Origin of the sequence: Aminobacterium sp. EBM-42 (assembly GCF_001896635.1) — a bacterium.
Taxonomy (GTDB): Bacteria; Synergistota; Synergistia; order Synergistales; family Aminobacteriaceae; genus Aminobacterium; species Aminobacterium colombiense.
Genome location: NZ_MPPC01000028.1, coordinates 15737 through 36789, shown reverse-complemented (window position 1 = coordinate 36789; position 21053 = coordinate 15737). Strand labels below are relative to the sequence as shown.

Annotated in this window: 17 protein-coding genes; 8 read left to right on the top strand and 9 right to left on the bottom strand. The window is 46.3% G+C overall.

Features of this window, described 5'->3' with window-relative positions; all coding sequences use genetic code 11:
• Positions 1-25: 25 nt before the first annotated feature.
• From BUC50_RS09500 to malQ, 3 genes are read right to left on the bottom strand one after another with little or no spacing between them, the layout of a single operon-like run.
• Positions 26-1477 carry a glycogen synthase gene (locus tag BUC50_RS09500; RefSeq protein ID WP_013047644.1) on the bottom strand — a complete coding sequence of 484 codons (1452 nt, stop codon included), beginning with the start codon at positions 1475-1477 and terminating at the stop codon, positions 26-28.
• Positions 1478-1511: 34 nt separating this feature from the next.
• The gene (glgP, locus tag BUC50_RS09495; RefSeq protein WP_013047645.1) at positions 1512-3245 is read right to left on the bottom strand and encodes an alpha-glucan family phosphorylase; all 1734 of its coding nucleotides are present in this window, start codon (positions 3243-3245) and stop codon (positions 1512-1514) included.
• A gap of 19 nt (positions 3246-3264) precedes the next feature.
• Positions 3265-4758: a 4-alpha-glucanotransferase gene (gene malQ / locus BUC50_RS09490; protein ID WP_013047646.1), complete on the bottom strand. Its 1494-nt coding sequence runs from the start codon at positions 4756-4758 to the stop codon at positions 3265-3267.
• Between the two features lie 109 nt (positions 4759-4867).
• Between malQ and glgB the strand changes: the two genes are divergently transcribed.
• From glgB to BUC50_RS09470, 4 genes are read left to right on the top strand one after another with little or no spacing between them, the layout of a single operon-like run.
• Positions 4868-6769 carry a 1,4-alpha-glucan branching protein GlgB gene (gene glgB, locus BUC50_RS09485; RefSeq protein WP_286677370.1) on the top strand — a complete coding sequence of 634 codons (1902 nt, stop codon included), beginning with the start codon at positions 4868-4870 and terminating at the stop codon, positions 6767-6769.
• Between the two features lie 4 nt (positions 6770-6773).
• Complete coding sequence (locus BUC50_RS09480; RefSeq protein ID WP_286677369.1) at positions 6774-9167, top strand: DUF3536 domain-containing protein; 2394 nt, start codon at positions 6774-6776, stop codon at positions 9165-9167.
• Positions 9168-9198: 31 nt separating this feature from the next.
• Positions 9199-10326, top strand: a complete 1128-nt coding sequence (gene proB, locus BUC50_RS09475) for a glutamate 5-kinase (protein ID WP_244392415.1) — start codon at positions 9199-9201, stop codon at positions 10324-10326.
• Between the two features lie 16 nt (positions 10327-10342).
• A complete protein-coding gene (locus tag BUC50_RS09470) occupies positions 10343-11599 on the top strand; it encodes a glutamate-5-semialdehyde dehydrogenase (protein ID WP_013047650.1) in 1257 nt (418 codons plus the stop codon).
• A gap of 118 nt (positions 11600-11717) precedes the next feature.
• Here BUC50_RS09470 and BUC50_RS09465 read toward each other — a convergent pair whose 3' ends face one another.
• Genes BUC50_RS09465 through BUC50_RS09445 form a run of 5 tightly spaced genes read right to left on the bottom strand, consistent with a single transcriptional unit; the run spans position 11718 to position 17190 of the window.
• On the bottom strand, positions 11718-12425 hold the full coding sequence (locus BUC50_RS09465; RefSeq protein WP_013047651.1) for a DUF554 domain-containing protein: 708 nt from the start codon (positions 12423-12425) through the stop codon (positions 11718-11720).
• A 48-nt stretch (positions 12426-12473) separates the two neighbouring features.
• Positions 12474-13403, bottom strand: coding sequence for an ABC transporter permease (locus BUC50_RS09460; protein WP_013047652.1), 930 nt, complete (start codon positions 13401-13403; stop codon positions 12474-12476).
• 1 nt (position 13404) lies between these two features.
• Entirely contained in the window at positions 13405-14475 is a 1071-nt protein-coding gene (locus BUC50_RS09455; protein ID WP_013047653.1) for an ABC transporter permease, read from the bottom strand.
• Entirely contained in the window at positions 14472-16061 is a 1590-nt protein-coding gene (locus BUC50_RS09450; protein ID WP_352397049.1) for an ABC transporter ATP-binding protein, read from the bottom strand. The genes BUC50_RS09455 and BUC50_RS09450 overlap by 4 nt, the downstream gene beginning before the upstream one ends.
• Positions 16062-16107: 46 nt before the next feature.
• Positions 16108-17190 (bottom strand): BMP family ABC transporter substrate-binding protein, encoded by a 1083-nt coding sequence (locus BUC50_RS09445; protein ID WP_013047655.1) that lies wholly within the window; start codon positions 17188-17190, stop codon positions 16108-16110.
• 198 nt (positions 17191-17388) lie between these two features.
• On the opposite strand from BUC50_RS09445, the gene gpt reads away from it, so the two are divergent.
• Both gpt and BUC50_RS09435 read left to right on the top strand, forming a co-directional pair.
• Positions 17389-17868 (top strand): xanthine phosphoribosyltransferase, encoded by a 480-nt coding sequence (gene gpt / locus BUC50_RS09440; RefSeq protein WP_013047656.1) that lies wholly within the window; start codon positions 17389-17391, stop codon positions 17866-17868.
• A 50-nt stretch (positions 17869-17918) separates the two neighbouring features.
• Positions 17919-18395 (top strand): hypothetical protein, encoded by a 477-nt coding sequence (locus tag BUC50_RS09435; protein ID WP_013047657.1) that lies wholly within the window; start codon positions 17919-17921, stop codon positions 18393-18395.
• A gap of 75 nt (positions 18396-18470) precedes the next feature.
• Here the strand turns inward: BUC50_RS09435 and BUC50_RS09430 are convergent, their stop codons facing one another.
• The gene (locus BUC50_RS09430) at positions 18471-18989 is read right to left on the bottom strand and encodes a type 1 glutamine amidotransferase domain-containing protein (RefSeq protein WP_013047658.1); all 519 of its coding nucleotides are present in this window, start codon (positions 18987-18989) and stop codon (positions 18471-18473) included.
• Between the two features lie 111 nt (positions 18990-19100).
• Between BUC50_RS09430 and BUC50_RS09425 the strand changes: the two genes are divergently transcribed.
• Positions 19101-19787 carry a DUF5752 family protein gene (locus tag BUC50_RS09425; RefSeq protein ID WP_213700432.1) on the top strand — a complete coding sequence of 229 codons (687 nt, stop codon included), beginning with the start codon at positions 19101-19103 and terminating at the stop codon, positions 19785-19787.
• Entirely contained in the window at positions 19784-21037 is a 1254-nt protein-coding gene (locus BUC50_RS09420) for a glycosyltransferase (protein WP_041459440.1), read from the top strand. The genes BUC50_RS09425 and BUC50_RS09420 overlap by 4 nt, the downstream gene beginning before the upstream one ends.
• Positions 21038-21053: the final 16 nt, after the last annotated feature.

Below are 21053 nucleotides of genomic sequence, written 5' to 3'. Positions count from 1 at the left end.
GCATGACAAGAGACGGTAGAATTTTCTACCGTCTCTTGTTTTCAAGGGTTCTATGGTAGAGATCCTGATAGTGTTGTGAAGAAACTTTCCAGGAGAAATCCTTGGACATTCCACGTTTTATGATGCCATCCCAACGAAAAGGGTCACGATAGGCGTTGAGGGCCCTTCGCACTCCTTTCAAAAGAGCTTCTGTAGTATAGGGTATAAAGGTAAAGCCATAACCATCAGGGTGGTCATCAGCATCTCGTACGGTATCAGCCAGTCCTCCTGTTTCTCTTACAACAGGTACCGTCCCGTATTGGAGAGCGATGAGCTGTGTTAAGCCGCAGGGTTCAAAAAGGGATGGCATAATGAGCATATCTGATCCTGCATAGGCAAGATGGGAAAACTCTTCATGGAACCCATGTTTAAAGGCAAAATTGTCTGGGTGGCGATCTGCTGCTTCGTAAAGAGCTGATGTAAAAATTGGATTGCCACTTCCAATGAAGAGGCAGCGGACCCCTATTTCCCGCAAAGCATCAAGGGCTGGCAGCAGAATATCGTAACCCTTCTGCATAGTCAGTCGGCTTATGGAAAGAAAAATGGGAGCCATGTTATCTTTCCATCCTAAATGTTGTAGAAGCACGGAGCGGCAGTGTTTCTTCCCTTCTAAGTTCTCTGCTGAAAAGGGAAAGGGAATATAAGGATCGTGGACGGGAGACCAGCCTGGGTCAAGGCCGTTCAGAACGCAGTGAAGCTTGCTTTTTTCCTTTCGGAGAACGCCATCAAGACCATACCCCATCTCCGGGGTCAGTATTTCTTTCCCATATCTGGAACTAACGGTTGTGATACAGTTTGACGTTATAAGAGCCCCTTTTAGAAGATTTACATGGCCGTAAAATTCCAGCCCGTCGATAGTAAAGGACCGCGTGTCGATGCCCCACTCATCAAGAACATGAAAAGGAAAGATGCCCTGATGAGCTACATTGTGGATTGTAAAAAACGTCATTGGGCGAGGATTTTTATCCCTATAGAATCTATGCCACTTCAGACTGATTGGGACCAGTGCGGAAGGCCAGTCGTGACAATGAATAATATCTGGGGCCCATCGGTTCTTTTGCTCCAGGTCCAGGGCTGAAAGAGAAAAAAATGCGAAGGGCAGAGCGCTTTCACCTGTGAGTTCTTCTGGGTATATGGGCAGGTTCTCGAAGAGATCACTGTTTTCTAAAATATAGATAGGAACATCATCAATAATTGTCTTCCATATCTTGCTGCTCATAACGTGCCATTGGAGGGAAATATGCAAAAGAGGAGGAAGACGAACCAGATTTCCTCCCAGTTCATTCGCCTTATCAAGAACTCCAGGCCAGGCTGGAGTTACGATCCTGGCATCGATACCAAGCTTGCGGAGGGCTTTGGGCAAAGAACCGGCTACATCTCCCAGGCCTCCGACTTTAGATAGGGGAGCTACTTCACTGGCAACATGCAACACTTTCATGTGGAAGACACCTCCTTCATCCTATGGAAGATGGTTATATCCCACGAAATTTGACTCCATAAGCCTTTTCGCAATATTCTGCTACAACTCGATGAGTATGAAAGTAACTTCCATTCATAGCAATGGCGTTTTTCATCATAGTATGCCAGTGTCCCTTGTCGTTGTAGTAGGCGGGGATTATTTTTTTCTCAAGTTTTTCGTAAAGGTCAAGGGCATCTTTTGATTCATCGTAGGAATGAAGATCGGTATCGCTGGGAGTGGGGCCGATAGCCCACCCTGTTACATCTTCAATCCATCCTTCAATCCACCAACCATCAAGCACAGAAAAATTCATTACGCCATTGATAGTGCATTTCATTCCGCTCGTTCCCGACGCTTCTCGCGGCCTGAGAGGGGTGTTAAGCCAGACATCTACCCCTTGGGTAATAAGCCGGCCAAGTTCCATGGTCTGGTTTTCTAGGTATACCATGGGTATAGAGTCTTTGATTTTATCTGATGTATTAATGATTTTTTGAATGAGGGCTTTCCCACCATCATCTTTAGGATGGGCTTTTCCTGAAAACACAAGTTGTATTTTGCCCCCTCCAATTTCTATAAGTTTCTTAAGATTCGAGAAAATAAGGTCCGCTCGTTTGTAAGTAGCTGCCCGTCTGGCAAAACCTATGGTCAGGACATCAGATTGCAGCGGAACTCCCGTTTCTTCCAGAATGTAGGCAAAGAGTCTCATCTTTGAGGCCTGATGTACAGCCCATAGATCTTCAGAGGGGAGGGAGAGAGCCTGAATAAGACGAGCTGGATCATTTTCCCAGCCGGGGATATGCCGGGATAGAAGTTTTCTCATCCCTGGGCTGACCCATGTGGTAGGGTGAATTCCATTAGTGACGCTTTGAATAGTAGGCGCGCTGAAAAGTTTACGGCTCACTTCGGCATGTTTTTTAGAAACACCATTTACAAAGCGGCTGTATCGAAGTCCAAGTTCAGTCATGGAAACCCCTTCAGAAGGAATCATTCGTTTCAGTGTTGCCAAAGCATCGGAGGACATGATCTTTTCTATGAGGTCGTATTTAAAAAAATCGTGCCCAGCTGCGACAGGAGTATGGGTGGTAAACACCACATGTTCTCTCACTTTTTCAGGATCGTAGTACCCCATCTCCCTCATTAGCTCCAGCGTAAGAAAACCAGCATGGCCTTCGTTGAGATGAAAAGTTTCAATATTGTTATATCCCAGGTCTCTGAGCATTCGAAGGCCTCCAACTCCAAGGACAATTTCCTGGCAAAGGCGATAGAGGTTATCCCCTCCGTAGAGATACCAGGAGAGCTGACGATCTTCGGGGTGGTTGGACTCTATGTCTGTGTCTAGAAAGTAAATGGGAATGGAATATCCTGAAAGACCTGAAAGTTCATAGACCCATGTCCGTATATGCACATCCCTGTTTTTGATAGCGACAGAAACTTTGTTGGGAAGAAGGGTGAGTTCCTGTTCTGGTTGCCATAGGGCAGGTTTCTCTATTTGCCACTTTTCTTTGTTAAACTCCTGTTCAAAATACCCCTTTCTATAGAGGAGAGTGGTTCCGATCATGGGAACACCCAGATCAGCAGCGCTTTTAAGGATATCACCTGCCAGAATCCCCAGCCCCCCTGCATATGTGGGTATGGAAGTTTTAATGCCCACTTCCATAGAAAAATAAGCAACGGTACGAAAAGAGGGATCTTGTTCTAGAAGGTCTTGAAGTGACCTCCCTAAGCTGCTCTGGGGGTGAAATAGCATGGTAAATCACCTTCTTCCTTCATAATCTTCCATAAGTTTTCATAAGAGAATGAAGAGATGAAGCAAGATCTTCAGTAAGCGCCTTTTCTTCAGCCATCCATTGCCAGTTCCCTTCTAATGTGGAAGGTTTGTTGATCCGCCCCTCGCCTCCAATGTTGAGATAGTCCTGAAGAGGTATTACGGCTCGTTCTGCCACTGACATAAGGGCCATTCTGGTCAGGACGGTCGCGGCATTATCTCGGGTAAAAGGCATGTTCATATAGCGGCTTACCCTTTCCTTATCCTGGGGAGACCCTTCATCGTCGAACCATCCCCGTACAGTGTTGTTATCATGGGTTCCAGTATAAACAATGTTGCGAGGCTCGTGGTTATGTAAAATGTAAGGATTGCGGGGCATTGATTCATCAAAGGCGAAAAGTAGAACGAGCATGCCGGGAAGATCGTATTTCTTCATGGCGCGGGTTATATCTGGCGTAATAATACCAAGATTCTCTGCGAGAAAAGGCATTGAAGGAAAGTTTTTTTCAAGGGCTGAGAAAAAGGAATCGCCAGGGCCTTCCTCCCATCTTCCATAAATAGCGGTCTTTTCTGTATAAGGAATTGCCCAATACTCCAGAAAACCTCGAAAATGATCAAGACGTGTCATGTCATATAATTGCAGGGAGTGAGCGATCCTTTTGAGCCACCAGTGAAATTCCATTCCTTTGGCATAATCCCATCGGTAGAGGGGGTTTCCCCACCGTTGTCCGGTAGAACTAAAATAATCAGGGGGGACGCCCGCAACAGCCTTGGGTGTCAGATCTCTGTCTAGTTGAAACATTTCAGGGTGACTCCACACATCAGCACTTTCATAGCTGACATAAATGGGAAGGTCGCCGATGAGCTGTATTCCACGATCCAGGCTATGTTTCCGCAACCGCTGAATCTGAGTAAAGGCTTCATATTGAATAAAGACGGTAAAGAGAATATGATCTTTTTCTTCTGTTCTAACAGTGTCAAGAGCGACTTTATCCCTAATCTTAAGGGATGAGGGCCACGTGTTCCACCTATCGTCACCCATGCGGCAGCTTATAGCTGAAAAAAGAGAAAAATCATCAAGCCACCATGACTGTCCTTCCCAAAAACGATAGAGAGGGTCTGTATTTGTTCTACTCATAAAACGTTGAAAGGCCTTTTTTAGAAGGGGCATCTTGATTTTTTTAGCGGCAGAATAATCAACTCTCCCAGAAGAAACTCTGTTAAGGGAGGAGATTTCCTTGTTGCTTATGAGTTCTTCTTCTGCTAAATCTTCAATGCTGATGAGAAGGGGGGAGCATGCGAAGGCAGAAATGCTGTCATAAGGCGAGTTTCCGAGAATTTCTTTAGTACACGTCAATGGAAGCATTTGCCAACAGTTTTGTCCGGCAGCTGCAAGCCAGTCAACAAAATTTCTGGCCCTTGCTCCAATGTCACCAATAGCCCATGGGGAAGGAAGAGAAAAAACCGGCAGTAAAATTCCGCTTTGTCTGATCATCTCTTCCCCTCCTTTTTTATTTTCTGGTATGGACATTCTACACCACAGAAGGTCGAGATTGTTATAATTGAAGAAATTATTTCTATTCACCTTGCAAGGGAGGCGTGTTATGAAGAACTTTAAAGTTTGTCCGTCTCTTTTTTCAGACCTTGACACGTACCTCTTTAAAGAAGGAACCCATCTCAAATTGTACGAAAAAATGGGTGCTCACCCGTTATGCAGTGGCGAAACACAAGGGGTTTACTTTGCTCTCTGGGCTCCTAACGCATCCCAGGTTTCTGTTATCGGTGATTTTAATCTGTGGAATCCTGAGGCAGCCCCGTTGTCTTGCCGGCCTGATGAAAGCGGTATTTGGGAAGGATTTGTTTCGTCCGCTTTTATAGGGGACCGTTATAAATACCGTGTTGTTTCAAAGAGAGGGGAAGCTTTTGATAAAGGAGATCCCTTTGCTTTCGCCTGGGAGGAACTTCCAGGCACGGCATCTATTATTGCATCCCTTCATTATCAATGGAACGATCATTTATGGGCAGAAAAAAGGAAGAAGACGAATTGGTTTTCTTACCCTCTTTCTATATACGAAGTTCATTTAGGTTCCTGGATGAGAAAAGAAGGAAAGTTCCTTTCCTATCGGGAAATAGCAGAACAGTTGACCTGTTATGTGAAAAAAATGGGATTTACGGCCGTAGAGATTATGCCTCTGATGGAGCACCCTTTTTATGGCTCCTGGGGGTATCAGATAACAGGTTTTTTTGCTCCTACAAGCCGTTACGGTTCTCCTCAGGATCTCATGTTCCTTATCGACACTCTTCATCAGGCCGATATCGCTGTTTTTCTTGATTGGGTGCCCTCCCATTTCCCCTCAGATGAGCATGGTCTTGCTTATTTAGATGGAACGGCTTTATTCGAACATGCTGATCTGCGCCAGAAGATACATCCTGAATGGCGAAGCTATATCTTCAATTATGGTCGTACGGAAGTCCGTGAGTTTCTCATCAATAGCGCCCTTTTCTGGCTTGACTACTATCATGTGGATGGCCTTCGCTTTGATGGTGTGGCCTCTATGCTCTACCTTGATTATGCAAGAAAAGAGGGGGAGTGGGTACCCAACAGGTACGGAGGCCGTGAAAACATAGAGGCCGTGTCTTTTCTCAGGCGCCTCAACGAAGCGGCACATCTCTGTTTCCCCCATATCGTTACAATAGCGGAGGAATCCTCTGCATGGCCGCTTGTTACCCGCCCCTCCTACGTGGGCGGACTGGGATTTGGGATGAAGTGGAATATGGGCTGGATGCACGATATATTGAAATACATGGAACTTGATCCATTGTACCGTCAGTATCATCATAACGATCTTACTTTTAGTCTTATGTACGCTTTTTCTGAGAACTATGTCTTGCCTTTTTCTCATGACGAGGTGGTGTATGGGAAAAGATCATTGCTTGAGAAAATGCCAGGGACTCTATGGCAGAAATTTGCACAGCTTCGTTTGCTTCTAGGCTTTATGTACGCCCATCCAGGAAAAAAACTCTTGTTTATGGGAAGTGACATTGCTCAGAGGGCGGAATGGAATCACGAGGAGTCTCTTCACTGGAATCTTCTTAAAGACCCTTTTCATAGTGGAATGCAGCTGTGGGTCCGGGATATAAATAGAGTATATTTCGAGGAGAAGGCTCTTCATGAAAAAGATTTTTCATCAGAAGGGTTTCAATGGATTGATTGCTCAGACAGTAAAGCAAGTGTTTTGGGTTTTATTCGAAGAGATGGAGAAGAGGGGAAGGTGCTGGCTATTTTCAACTTTACCCCTGTAGTTCGCCACAACTACCTTGTCGGTGTTCCTGAAGCGGGCTATTGGCGCGAATTGCTTAATAGTGACGGAGAAATATATGGAGGAATGGGAGAAGGGAATATGGGAGGGAAAGAAGCGATGGAGGAACCTTTGCAGCGTCAGCCCTGCTGTCTGTCGTTGACCCTTCCGTCTTTTGGCGCCCTTTTTTTCAGAAAAGAGGGATAGGACAATGAAATACGTTTGTGTGCACGGTCATTTTTATCAGCCGCCAAGGGAAAATCCGTGGCTTGGAGATGTGGAGCTTCAGGAATCAGCAGCTCCCTGGCATGATTGGAATGAACGGATTACAGCGGAGTGCTATGCTCCAAATATGGCGGCGAGAATTCTTGGCGAAGATGGAAAGATTGTCAAAATCATCTCGAATTATGAGCGAATGAGCTTTAATGTAGGGCCAACACTTTTGCAGTGGATGGAAAGGCACGCTCCTGAAACATATGATGGATTGCTTGAAGCCGACCATCGGGGGAAGGAACGATTTTCAAATCACGGACCGGCTTTGGCCCAAGTCTACAACCATATGATTATGCCCCTGGCATCGAAGAGGGATAAAATTACCCAGGTCCTTTGGGGACTTCAGGATTTTTCCAGCCGTTTTGGCAGATTCCCTGAAGGGATGTGGCTCCCAGAAACCGCAGTGGATATAGAAACGTTAGAAGTGCTGGCTTCAGAAGGTCTTCGCTTCACCATATTGGCCCCCCACCAGGCGAAAGCATGGAAAATGATCAGCGAGTCCTGGTGGCATGAAACGGACCAGAGGCCTATGGAGACGTGTTATCCTTATCTTTGCAACCTCCCTTCAGGGCGAAGTTTGGCAATCTTTTTCTACGATGACCTTTTGGCCAAGGACATAGCTTTTGGCCCTCTCCTGAAGAACGGAGCCCTTTTGGCTCAGCGGCTGCTTTTGTCCATAGAGAAAAACAGTGAAGAAAACCCTCTCGCCCATGTCGCAACAGATGGAGAAACCTTTGGACATCACCATAAATATGGCGATATGGCTTTAGCCTGGTGTCTTGATCATATAGAACACGGGGAGAATGCAAGGCTTACAGTCTACGGAGAATACCTTGAAAAATTTCCGCCCCGACGGGAAGTGCGGATTCGGCAAAACACGTCGTGGAGTTGCGTCCACGGCGTTAAGCGATGGTATGAGGATTGCGGCTGCCATAGCGGTCTCCATCCCGGCTGGAATCAAAAATGGCGTCAGCCTTTGCGGGCTGCCCTGGACTGGCTGCGAGAAAAGATTGATGGTTTTTATGAAAAGGAAGGGGCTTTCCTTTTTTCTGATCCCTGGAAAACAAGGGATCTTTACGTACAGTGCTTTTTCTATGATTCCACGACGGGACGCCATGAGTTTCTTAGGTCATCTTCTCTCCGGAATTTGTCCACTGAAGAAAAAGTGAGGGCTTTGAAGCTCCTTGAGATGGAGAGAAGCGCCATGTTTATGTATACTAGCTGTGGCTGGTTCTTCGATGAGATATCCGGGCTGGAGGCCCTTCAAATTCTTTTATATGCGTACCATGCCTTGACCAGTCTGGAAGAATTGTCAGGAGAAAAAATCAAAGACGATTTTATTGACCTCCTTGAAAGGGCACCGAGCAACATCGAGGAATTCAAAAACGGGGGCAGGATCTTTGATTTTTTCGTGGCCCCTTCCCATGTTGACTTTTTGAGGGTTGGAGGCCATTATGCTGTACAGGCTCTTTTTCAGGAAAAGGTGACAGAGAGTGAATCTTTTTCCCTTTGCAACTACCGGATAAAACCTGAACGATCGTTATTTCTTGAAGAAGGCAGAGAAAACCTTGTTATGGGAGAAGCCTCTCTTTCTCATGTTTTGACAGGGGAAGATAAGCGCGTTTTCTTTTCCGCCTGTCATAGAGGGGGCCACAAAGTTCTCTGCGGAGTGAGGGCTGCTTCTGACCAGGAAGAGATATCAACATTGGAACGGTCTATTCAAACTCATTTTCCTCAAAAGATCGAAAGTGTTTTCGTAGAACTCTTTGGCCATAGGACCTATTCTCTTCGCCACCTTTTTAAAGACGGACAACGTCAGATCATGCATTTTGTCATGGAGAGAGATGTGGCCCGCATTGAAAATTACCTGAAAAGCGTTGTGCGTGATTACGACGACCTCCTTACCTTTATGGGTCTTATCCGCATGCCGCTGCCCGAAGCATTATCAGGGGCGGCGGAAGTTGTCCTGAACGGGGATTTGCGAAGAATCATCTGGGAAGCCGAACCAGATCTGGAGCAGGTAGAAAAACGTCTTGACCAGGCTTTTGCCTGGCAGGTAGAGATCAATATAGGTGAGCTTCAGCACCATCTCCGCGGCAGGATAGAGAAAGAAATGGCTTTTCTATCAGAGCAGGCTGAGAGGAATTTGCAACAAGGATACCTGGTACGAATCGAGAAGATGCTGGGATTCGTACGGCGTCATCATTGGGATGTAAACCTCTGGAAGGCTCAGAATATCTATGCTTCAATCTCTGACCCCAACATACTTGAACACCCTGTTTTCAAACATATAGGCAACCTCCTCAATATGAGGCTTGGGTTGCATAAGTAAGTTAGATAGCACGAGTATTGGAAGGTGAATAATGATGGTGAGGAGAGAGCGTTTGAAGTTATGTAAACGTGTTGTTATAAAGGTAGGGACAAGCACTGTTACCCACTCCACAGGAAAACTGAATCTGCTTCGTATGGAGACCCTGGCGCGGGAGATTGCGGATCTGCAAAGCAGCGGTCGTGAAGTGTGTCTCATCAGCTCAGGGGCCGTTGGAGCTGGTGTTGGCAAAATTAATTTTCCTGACAGGCCCAAGACCCTCCCGGAAAAGCAGGCTCTCGCCGCCATTGGACAGGGCCGGCTTGTCCACATGTATGAAAAGTTCTTTTCAGAATATGGGAAGACTGTTGCTCAGGTCTTGCTGACCAGGGATGTTTTTTCAAATCGCCTTCGGTATCTTCATGCCCGTCATACGTTGTCGACCCTTTTTGATTTTGGGGTCATTCCTATAATCAACGAGAATGATACAGTGGCAGTCGATGAAATAAAGTTTGGAGATAACGATACACTTTCAGCAATGCTTGCCTGTCTTATCGATGCGGATCTTTTGATCATCCTCTCTGATATTGACGGTCTTTTTAGTGACGATCCTAGAATTAATCCTGAAGCAAGACTTCTCCCTTTGGTGGAAGAAGTGTCTAAGGATCTCCTCGCCCGCTCACGCACCAAGGGGAGCAAACTCTCCAGCGGTGGGATGTTCACAAAACTTGCAGCAGCACGTATCGTTATGACTTCTGGTATTCCTATGATCATTGCCAACAACAAGGAGCCCAATATTTTACGTCGTCTTCTTGATGGTGAAGAGCTTGGGACACTCTTTGTCCCCTCTGGGTCGCCCGTTCAGGCAAGAAAACAGTGGATTGCCTTTGGCAGCTCTCCTCACGGCCGAATTGTCATCGATGATGGGGCGGCAGAGGCTATTCGAAAAAGGGGCAAAAGCCTTCTGCCGTCAGGTATCGTGAAGGTGGAGGGAAAGTTCTCCCGTGGCGAGGTTGTTTCAATTGTGGATCAAGACGAGGTTGAGATAGCTCGTGGAATGGTGAATTTTTCTTCAGACGAGATAGGGATCATTGCCGGCCATCATACTGATGAAATAGAAAAGCTTTTGGGAAGTACTGACTATGATGAAGTTGTCCATCGTAATAATTTAGCCCTGGTATAGAGGAGGAATAGAAGGAATGAACATAAAAGAAAAAGTGCGGCAGATGGGTATCCAGGCCAAAAAAGCATCTCGTTTTTTGGCTGTAGCTTCTTCAGAGCAGAAAAACAAGGCCCTTTATGCCATGGCCAGAGCTCTTCGTGATCACTGCAAAGAAATATTGGAAGCTAATGAAAAAGATCTGGAAGAGGGGCGTCAGGCTGGGCTATCCTATGCCCTTCTTGAACGTCTCACCCTTAATGAAAAACGAGTTGAGGCTATGGCTGTCGGTCTTGAGGAAATAGCGGCCTTCCGCGACCCAGTGGGAGAAGTGTTGGGAATGTGGTCAGGACAGGGTGGAATTCGTATAGGTCGTGTCAGGGTTCCCCTTGGTGTTATTGGCATCATTTACGAATCCCGCCCCAATGTTACCGCAGATGCTGCCGGTCTTTGCCTTAAGGCAGGGAACAGTGTTATCCTTCGCGGAGGAAAAGAGGCCCTCCACTCGAACAGAGTCATTGCCCAAGTGATCTCCGAAGGCGCGACAGGAGCAGGTGTTCCGGAAGGGGCAATCAATATTATCGATAACCCTGACAGGGAAGCAACAATGGCCCTGATGAAAATGAATGACTATCTCGATGTTCTCATTCCAAGAGGGGGCAAAGGTCTTAAAAAAGCTGTTCAGGAAAATGCGACAGTTCCCTTTATTATGACGGGCATGGGGAATTGCCATATTTTCGTAGACGAAACAGCCGATATGGAAAAGGCTGTTCCTATTATTCTGAATGCTAAAACCCAGCGTCCATCCACCTGTAATTCAGTGGAAACCCTGTTGGTCCACTCCAACATAGCCTCTCAATTCATTCCTCAGGCAATGGCGGCTCTTCACGAAAAAGGAGTGGAGATACGAGGGGATAAAACTGTGTGTGCCCTTGATGCTCAAGCCCTTCCAGCTACAGATGAAGACTGGGCTACAGAATACAGCGATCTTATTTTGGCTGTTAAAATAGCGGAGAGCCTCGATGAAGCTATAAATCATATAGCTGCCTACAGCACTGGTCATAGTGACGCCATCCTAACAGAGAGCTACAGCAATGCTCAGAAATTTCTCAACGGGGTGGATTCCGCGGCAGTCTACGTGAATGCGTCAACTCGTTTTACTGACGGTGGAGTCTTTGGGTTTGGTGCGGAAATCGGCATTAGCACACAAAAACTTCATGCCAGAGGCCCAATGGGCGTTGAGCAGCTGACGTCAACTAAATTTATTATTTATGGAAACGGACAGATCAGGGAATAATTAAAAATTACGAAGAATGGCGGCATTATGATTATGGCAACTAGAACTGGGCATATTCCTCCTGTTGCGAAAAAGCCTTTTATGGCCCTGCCCAGCTCTGGCCGCGTTGGTTTCTTTATTAATGAACAAAGAAACTCCCGAGAATCGCTGCAATAACAAGAGCCGGGAGCATGTTGGTCACTTTAAAGCGCTTGATCTCAAGAAGTGAAAGACCTAGGGCAATAAGCATAAGCCCTCCCGCCGCCGATATTTCGTTAATAACGCTTTCGGACAGAATTGGCTGTAGAGAGCTGGCAAGAAGAGTAAGTCCTCCCTGGTAAAAAAGAACGGAAAAGGCGGAAAGCAATACTCCTCCCCCAAGGGAAGTGGCGAGGGCAAGGGAAGATACGCCGTCGAGCAGAGATTTGGTTATGAGGAGGTTGGGGTAAAGCCCCAACCCCTCTTCTATTGCTCCGAGTATGGCCATTGAGCCTATGCAGAAGAGGAGAGTGGAAGTAAGAAATCCTTCAGCGAAGCTCTGACCGCTCGTCTTGAATCTCTGGCTCACCTTTTCTGAGAAGCGGCTAAAACGGCCATCGAGGTCAAGGGCTTCCCCGATCATTCCTCCCCCAACCATGCTAAAAACGAGAATGAGAAAATTTGCGGTTTTCTGTGCCATGAGAAATCCAAGAAAAAGAGTGAATAGGCCAAGGACCTGAAAAGCCATATTTATATAGCGTTGAGGAAGCCTGGACCTGAATAAAAGTCCTAGGGTACTTCCAACGATGACAGCCAGACAGTTGACAATACTTCCAGATGCAGGAATGTTACCAATAAAAAAATTCACAGAGATTCCCCCTCGTTGAAAAGTTGAAAATAGCTTATGTTTAATCTTCTAATCTCTCTCTTCCCGAAAGAAGGGTTGTCCGAGGGAGGCTGGAGCTCCAAAAAGAATTCCTTTTCCCTGGCTTACAGAGATAAAAAAGAGAACTAGAATCGTCATTATATAGGGCAACATCATGAGAAGAGGAGTCGGGATGCTTGTGCCAGCGGCTTGCAGACGAAGCTGAAAAGCTTCTACTCCTCCAAAAAGGTAAGCTCCGAAGGCTGCACGGAAGGGGTTCCAGATGGCAAAAATAACAAGGGCTACAGAAATCCAGCCTCGGCCCGCTGTCATGAGCTCCGCCCACATTTTTGTATAGGCAATGGACATGTATGCCCCTCCAACAGCAACAATCCCTCCGCCAATGAGGGTATATATATAACGGGTGCGGTCTACGTTTATCCCCATGGCATCCGCTGCCCGGGGATTGTCCCCTACAGCTCTGAGATACAGCCCGTTTCGAGTTCGCGAGAAGAACATATAAAGCAGAAGTACGAGCACAAAAGATACATAAATAAGGGCGTCGTTATTAAAAAGAACAGGCCCTATGACAGGTATATCCGAGAGTATCGGCAGGGGGATTTTGTCAAGCCCCTTAATGGTAAAGCCAATATAAGACCGCCCCAGGAGGGAACTGGCCCCTGTCCCGAACATTGTTAGGGCGAGACCGCTTACCACCTGGTTGCCTTTTAATGTAATGGTTATAAAGGCATGGATCGCGGCCATTAGGCCCCCGATAAGAAAAGCGGCAATGACACCGATCCAGGGGTTGCCAGTTTTATAGGTGGCGGCAAAACCAGTATAGGCTCCCACAAGCATGATCCCTTCAAGTCCCAGATTTAGAATACCAGCTTTTTCTGTAATGATCTCTCCAAGGGTTGCGTAGAGGATGGGAGTGCCACTTCGTACGGCTGCTGCAAGGATAGGTATGAGCATTTCCATGTCAGTTGTCCCCTCTCCAGATAATTCGAATTCGGTATCGTCTAAAGAACTCTCCGCCTAACACAAAAAAGAGGAGCAGCCCCTGGAGTACTAAAATGCTTGAAAGGGGGAGGCGCATTACAATTTGCAGCGTATCTCCGCCCACAAACAAAGCTCCAATAAGAAAAGCGACAAAGAGAACAGTAAGGGGATTAAGGCGCGCCAGCCAGGCTACAATAATGGCGGTATAACCGTATCCAGCAGAGCTGCCATGCTGAAGGCGTCCCTGGAGTCCCGCTATTTCGCACATGCCGGCAAGACCGGCTATTGCCCCGGAAACAAACATGACCATTACTGCGTTGCGCAAGTAGTTCATTCCCGCAAAAGTTGCGGCCTTGGGATTTTCCCCGATGACTCGGATCTCATAGCCCCACCGTGTCCATTTAAGAAGGGCCCAGAAGAAGAAGGCTAGAAAAATTGCCAAAAAAAGCCCTGTGTGAATGCGGGTGTCGCCAAGAAGAGGAAGGCGGGCTGCATTGGGAAAGGGGGCTGTCATGGGGAAGCCCAGGCTTGCCGGATCCCTCCACGGACCATAGACGAAGTAATCGACCATATTGAGAACGATATAGTTCAGCATAAGAGTCGTGATGATCTCGTTTACATTCCACCTGGCCTTGAGATATCCGGCGAAGGCGGCCCATATTCCGCCAGCAGTGGCTGCCGCGGCAAACATGATCCAGAACATTATGAAAGGCTGGTCAACAAAAAAATAGCGTACAGCGGCCGCTGTTGCCAGAGCACCCATGAGTATTTGGCCTTCTGCGCCAATGTTCCATATTAGCATTTTGAAAGAAAGGGTTACTGCAATGCCAGCCATGGCCAGGGGGATTGCTTTGACAATTGTTTCGGTGAGGCCGTAAGTATCCCCGAAAGAGGCTTTAAACATAGATGTGTATGTCTGAAGAGGTGAAACCCCCATAAAGTATAAAAAGACAGCACCTGTAACAAGGGCCAGTATAATGGCAAAAAGAGGAATAGCCACGGTAAACCAGGCTGGTGTGATAAGACGCCTCTCCACTTTTAAGTATTTCATCTCGCTATAGCCCCTTCCTTTATAGATGAGAGGGGGGTCCCTGCCATCATGAGGCCCAGCATTTCAGGCGTTGCTTCTTCTGGATGGTCGAGAATGCCCATAATTTCTCCCTTGAATATAACAGCGAGTCTATCGCTTAAAGAAAGCAGTTCTTCTAAATCTTCCGAAACAAGAAAAACAGCAGCTCCCCGGTCACGTTCCAGAAGAAGCTGTTCTCGCACAAACTGAGTTGCTGCCACATCGAGGCCCCAGGTTGGGTGAACGGCTATAAGTGCTTTAGGAGCATCGCAAAGCTCTCTTCCCAGCATCAGCTTTTGCAGATTGCCCCCTGAAAGGTTCTTTACTGGGGTTTCGATGGACGGTGTGCTGACACTATATTTTTTTACGAGGTTGATGGCGTGGGAAAAAACGGCTTTCCAGTCGATCATTGGCCCTCTGGCTACGGGTTTGTTCCAATATTTTTTTAGTATAGAGTTCTCTTTAATATCCATATTTGGTACGAGACCAGTCCCTTTCCGATCTGCGGGTATATAGCGAACGCCCCTGGCGATGAATTGTTTTGGGGGTTGGTGGGTCAATTCTTCGTCATCAATCATAATGCGCCCTTCCTTTAGAGGGCGAAGTCCTGCCAGGGCTTCGCAGAGTTCCTGCTGTCCATTTCCGGCAATGCCCGCAAGCCCCAGGATTTCCCGTTCCCGAACATCTATGGAAAGGTCCTTTACCACCGGAATGCCTCTGTCACCTAAAACTGTTATTTTTTTAGACTGGAGAATCTGTTTTCCGGGGGCAGAGCTTTTTCTGGCAACAGTAAATGAAACCTTTCTCCCCATCATGAGTTCTGCAAGCTGTTCCTTTGATGTGGCGGCTGTTTGTACAGTTCCGGTCTTCTCTCCTTTTCGAAGAATGCTGATGCGATCTGATAGTGAGAGAACTTCGTCAAGTTTATGAGAAATAAAGACAATGCCGTGACCTTCTGCTGTCATTTGCTGAATGGTGCTGAAAAGGCGAAGTGCCTCCTGAGGAGTTAGTACAGCAGTAGGTTCATCAAGAATCAAAACCTGGGCTTTTCGATAGAGCATTTGTAAAATAGCTACACGTTGCTGTTCTCCGATTGAAAGCTGCCATATTTTGGCATCCGGATCAACTTCCAGTCCATATTGCCTGGAAATGTCAATGATCTGCTGATGTATTTCTTTTTTGGGAAGAAGCTGCGGCAGACCCTCTAGGCCAAGGATCATATTTTCCCAGACGGTTTGGCTTGGAATCAGCATAAAATGCTGATGAACCATTCCTATACCAGCAGCAATGGCATCTTTCGGTGAAGAGAAGGAAACTTTCTTCCCATCTATCAGTATGTGCCCTCTGTCCGGGTTATATAAACCATATAAGATGTTCATGAGCGTCGATTTCCCTGCGCCGTTTTCACCAAGGAGGGCATGGACTTCTCCGCGGTTAACATCAAAATCTATGTTATGGTTTGCGACGATGCCGGCAAACTCTTTTGTGATTTCCTGCATCTGTACAAGTGGCGATGCTGTTTTTGCTTTTTCCATAGCAACGTTTCCTTTCATTGCGATCTTTTTCAAAAAAAAAAGGGCGCAAAAGCGCCCTCCTGGTCTTTTCTCTGGGTGCTTATTTAGGAATGTCCCCTTTCACACCTTCTACAAACCAGTTCATAGAGAGCTTGTCTCCATCTGAAAGCGATTGCCCAGCTTCAACCTTTATTGTACCGCTTTGATCTTTAATAGGGCCATCAAAAACATCCCATTCGCCAGAAATAATTCTTGTTTTCTCCTCTTCAACAAGCTTTTTCACTTCTTCCGGAACATCTTTTCCATACTTAGATAAACCGACCATCCCTTCTTTTAATCCCCACCAAATATCCTCAGATTTCCATGTTCCCATGGTGACTTGCTCTATAACACGTTTATAGACAATTCCCCAGTCCCAGATGGGGGCGGTGAGGTGTTTTGTAGGAGCATACTGGCTCATGTCGTTATTATAACCGACGACATAGACTCCGGCTTCTTCTGCAGTCTGTGGGGCGGCACCGCTGTCTGCATGCATGGAGATGACATCCGCTCCAGAATCGATGAGAGCTTTAGTCGCTTCTTTTTCTTTGCCTGGATCGAACCATGAGAAAAGCCAAACGACTTTGACTTCGGCCTCAGGGTTGGCTTTCCTCACTCCCTGGGTAAAAGCATTGATACCACGGATAACTTCAGGAATTGGATGAGCAGCTACAAAGCCGATGACGTTATTTTTTGTCATTTTCCCGGCAACGAGACCGGAAAGATATCGTGCCTGGTACATTCTTCCGAAGTAGATGCCCACGTTGTCTGCTCTTTTATAGCCGGAGCAGTGCATAAAGACCACGTCAGGATAGCGTTTTGCCACATCTTGTACAAAGTCCATGTAGCCAAAGGATGTAGCGAAGATGACTTTTGATCCGTTGCGGACAAAGGTTTCCATAACGCGAGCTGAGTCTGGTCCTTCTGGGACAGACTCAACATAACTCGATTTGAGCCCGGGGAAAGCGGACTCCATCTCGAGACGTCCCTGGTCATGCATATAGGTCCACCCTCCATCGCCCACGGGACCAATATATACAAAGCCGCAATTGATCTTTTCTGCCGGGATAGCTTCCATGGCGAAAGCTGTTCCGCAAAGAGCGACACTGAGCGCGACGAACAAGACGATTAAACTTCTTTTCATTGTAGATGTCCTCCTTAAGCGTTCTTTTAGATAAAATATTTTTCAAAATAAAGATTTCAACTTAACAATTATACTGATTTTACAATAAAAGGAAAGTTAGGAAGGGGAAATAAAAAACTAAAACAATACCATTAAAACATAAAAACATGTAATATAAAGTTTATCATTTTTTACTCTATTCAGGGAGGCTATGAATCAATGGGCAGCGAAGATCGTTATCACAAAACCTATCCTGTTTCCTGGGACCAGCTTCATCGAGACTGTAAAGCTTTGGCATGGCAGCTTCTTCCCAGGAAGTGGGAGAAGATAATTGGAATTGCGCGAGGAGGGCTTATCCCTGCTGCTATTATAGCGAGAGAGTTGAATATCCGTCTCGTGGATACAGTCTGTATTTCAAGTTATACTATTCGTACCCAGGGAGAGGCGAATATTTTAAAAGGGATTAACGGAGACGGTGAAAACTGTCTCATTATCGATGATCTCGTCGATACTGGGAAAACTGCACGAGTTGTGAGGAAGATGCTTCCAAAGGCTTATTTTGCGACGGTTTATGCCAAACCTGAGGGAAGTCCCTTTGTTGATACGTACATAACCCAGGTCAGTCAGGATACGTGGATCCTCTTCCCGTGGGATTCTGAGACGGCATATTCCACGCCTCTGGTGGACCGTAAGGAATAATGATGTAGAATAATGAACAGTAGCAGATGTCGAGGGAGGTGGGGTAACCTGTGCTTTATATAAAGTTCGCACTGCCGTTCGCTCTCTGGGCCTGGGTACTGTCAAGTTCCTATGCCCGATATATTCTTCCACGAATTTCTTCTGTTTATGGTTTGCTGAAGGGGTTAGAAAGCAAGGAGGCTCATAGCGCCAGCAGTTTCCACGTTCGAGGAACATCTTTTCTCGTAAAAATAGTGATGCTGTTCTCTCAGATGTATGCCCTTGCCGCGTGGTCAGCTTATTCGGTTCTTCGAACCATGCGCTTTGCGAGGCTCCCTGAAACAAGGGGATGGATTTACTATCTTACAGCCTTCATCATATGTGAAGGGGCTTTGGGTGTTATAGCAAGAAAAGAAGAGTATAACGGCTTTCTTTCCATACTGCATTCCATTATGGCTATGGGGGCTTTTGTGATCTTTGCCTTCAATCCCCATCTTATGGGAAGTATGTATTCCTGGCTGATACGCCTTGTGGGGGTTGAACTATAAGGCAGCCTCCCTGAAAAAACAACTGAACATGAGGGCAGGGGACGTCTTTTGTACCCTGCCCTTTTTTCTGGGCTGTTACTTTTTTTGCAGAGCCTCAAGAAGAGCTTTCGTGAAAAAGGGAAGGTCTGACGGTTTTCTGCTTGTTATTAGTTTTTCCGATGTAACCACAGGTTCATCAACCCATATTGCTCCGGCCAATTCCATATCGTCTTTAATACTGGCGAAGGATGTAACCTGTTTACCCTTTAATATGCCAGCTGAAACAAGAAGGCTGCCTCCATGACAGATGCTTGCTACGACTCCATTTGACCTATAGATCTGGGCAACGAGAGAAACGATTTCACCAGACATTCTCAACTTATCTGGCGCCCATCCCCCGGGGATAACCACTCCGCGGGGCAGATTCTCCGAAAGACTTTGGGGAGTGTAGGCCGCCTCAACTATGGTACCGAACTTCCCTGTATAGTGACGAGGAGCAACTGGGGCAACAACTATAGGTTCGTAACCATCTTCAATAAGGCGATAATAGGGGTACCAGAATTCCAGATCGTGGAAATTCTCTTCTACAAGAATAATTATTTCTCTTCCGGTCATATTCAACGCTCCCTTCCTTTCCATCTATGCTACAATTTTTACCACATATTTATATTGTTATATTATACCGAAAAATCGAAAAATCAGCGTTGCCTTATGGGAGCTGTTGCTATGTCTAGTTATCAAAGTAGAGAGACCTTTAGATTCAAGGAGTGCACCCTTCTGCCTATTAGCACAGGGATTCAGGCCAGGAACCTTAGAGAGCTTCGTGAAGGGATTGAAGAGGTTGCTCCAAGCTGTCTGTACTATCATTTCTGGGGTCGCCTTCTTTCCCCTCAGTTTCCAGAGTCTGAGTATGTTAATGATTTTGCGTCCTGGGCAAAGGTTTATCTTCATGAAGACGCACTTTCTGAGAGATTAAGCGCCCTGGATCTTAATCACAGGAACGATATCGAGGATATCAGGGAGGAACTTCTCGACCTCCTCGATGAAACACTTTCTAGAGAGTATTTCATCAGTTGGAAGGAGGCCGATAGGACTTTCCACTTTACTCGGGCTCATCTCATTGTTGTAGAAACAGCTCTATCAGCAGACTCCCCTCGAACACTCCCTCGGGCTATAGCATCTTCAAGCCGAGGCAGTATTTTTTTTCATTTCATAGAAGCAAAACGGCGCAATCGTGAAGACAGGCAAGACGATTATTCGAAGTGGCTGGGTTTTTTTGGCGAAGAAACTGCGGAAGCAAGAGAGGAACTGACAAATTTGGATCCATATTTACACTCTCTTACTGATCTCCGGGAAAGACTTGTCCATATTTTAGAAATCGCTTTTGTTTTGGGGGGGGAGAGTCTTTTATGACACAGCTTTTACAGAATTACGGAGTCTTAGCTGGAGAACAGGTTATAAGCAGCTTATATCGTTTTGCAACCTTCTTGCAAGGGAAAAAGGTTGTTCATGTCAACTCAACTCGTGAAGGTGGAGGAGTGGCAGAAATTCTACGATGCATGATTCCCCTAATGAATGAACTAGGTATTGAAACTCACTGGGAAGTTATAGTTGGTTCGGAGGCTTTTTATACAGCAACGAAGTCGATTCATAACGCTTTACAAGGCAAAGACCTCCCTTTTACAGAATCCTATCATGAAGTTTATATGGAAACGAACAGGCTTAATGCGGAGAGATTGAGACCTCTTCTTGAGGAGGCAGATTTTGTGTTTATTCATGATCCTCAACCAGCCCCCCTTCTTTCACTCTGTCCTAACAGAAAGGGAAAGTGGATTTGGCGGTGTCATATTGATGCGAGTGTGCCAAATCGTAACATATGGAGGATGCTTCGCCGCTTTGTTTCAGAATATGATGCGTCCATCTTTTCTCTTGCTGATTTTACTCAGCGTTTACCTCACCCCCAATACCTTATCCCACCGAGCATAGACCCTCTTAGCGAGAAAAACATTGTTCTTTCGGAAAGAGAGATCGATGAGACGTGTCTTCGTTTCAATTTAGATAGAGAACGGCCTCTTGTAGTGCAGGTGTCCCGGTTCGATGTTTTTAAAGATCCTATTGGTGTGATAAAAAGTTACAGGATGGCGAGGAAACATGCGGACATGCAGATTGTCCTTGCAGGAGGGGGTGCCGCCGATGACCCGGAAGGTGCCGCGATTTTAGAGCAGGTCAAAAATGCTGCTTCTGACGATCCTGATATCCACGTCATCGAGCTTCCTTCTAATGCTCACAGAACGATCAATGGGTTACAGTCTGCCGCAGACATAATAATGCAGAAATCAACCAAAGAAGGTTTCGGTCTTACAGTGACTGAGGGAATGTGGAAATACAAGCCTGTAATCGGAGGCGATGTAGGTGGTATCCGTCTTCAGATCATTAACCGTTTTAACGGATTCAGGGTTCAGACCCCGGAAGGGGCGGCATTGAGATTGAGATATCTTTTAGCTTGGGGGCGGCAACGGAAACGGATGGGACAGAATGCCCATAAATATGTGCGAGAGAACTTCCTTATCACAACTCATTTGCGTACAGTTCTTGCTCTTATGATCAATCTCTCTCAAAATGGTGGTGAGGATCTGGAGGCACAGATGTCACAAAAACTATAATTTTTCTTTACAAGAG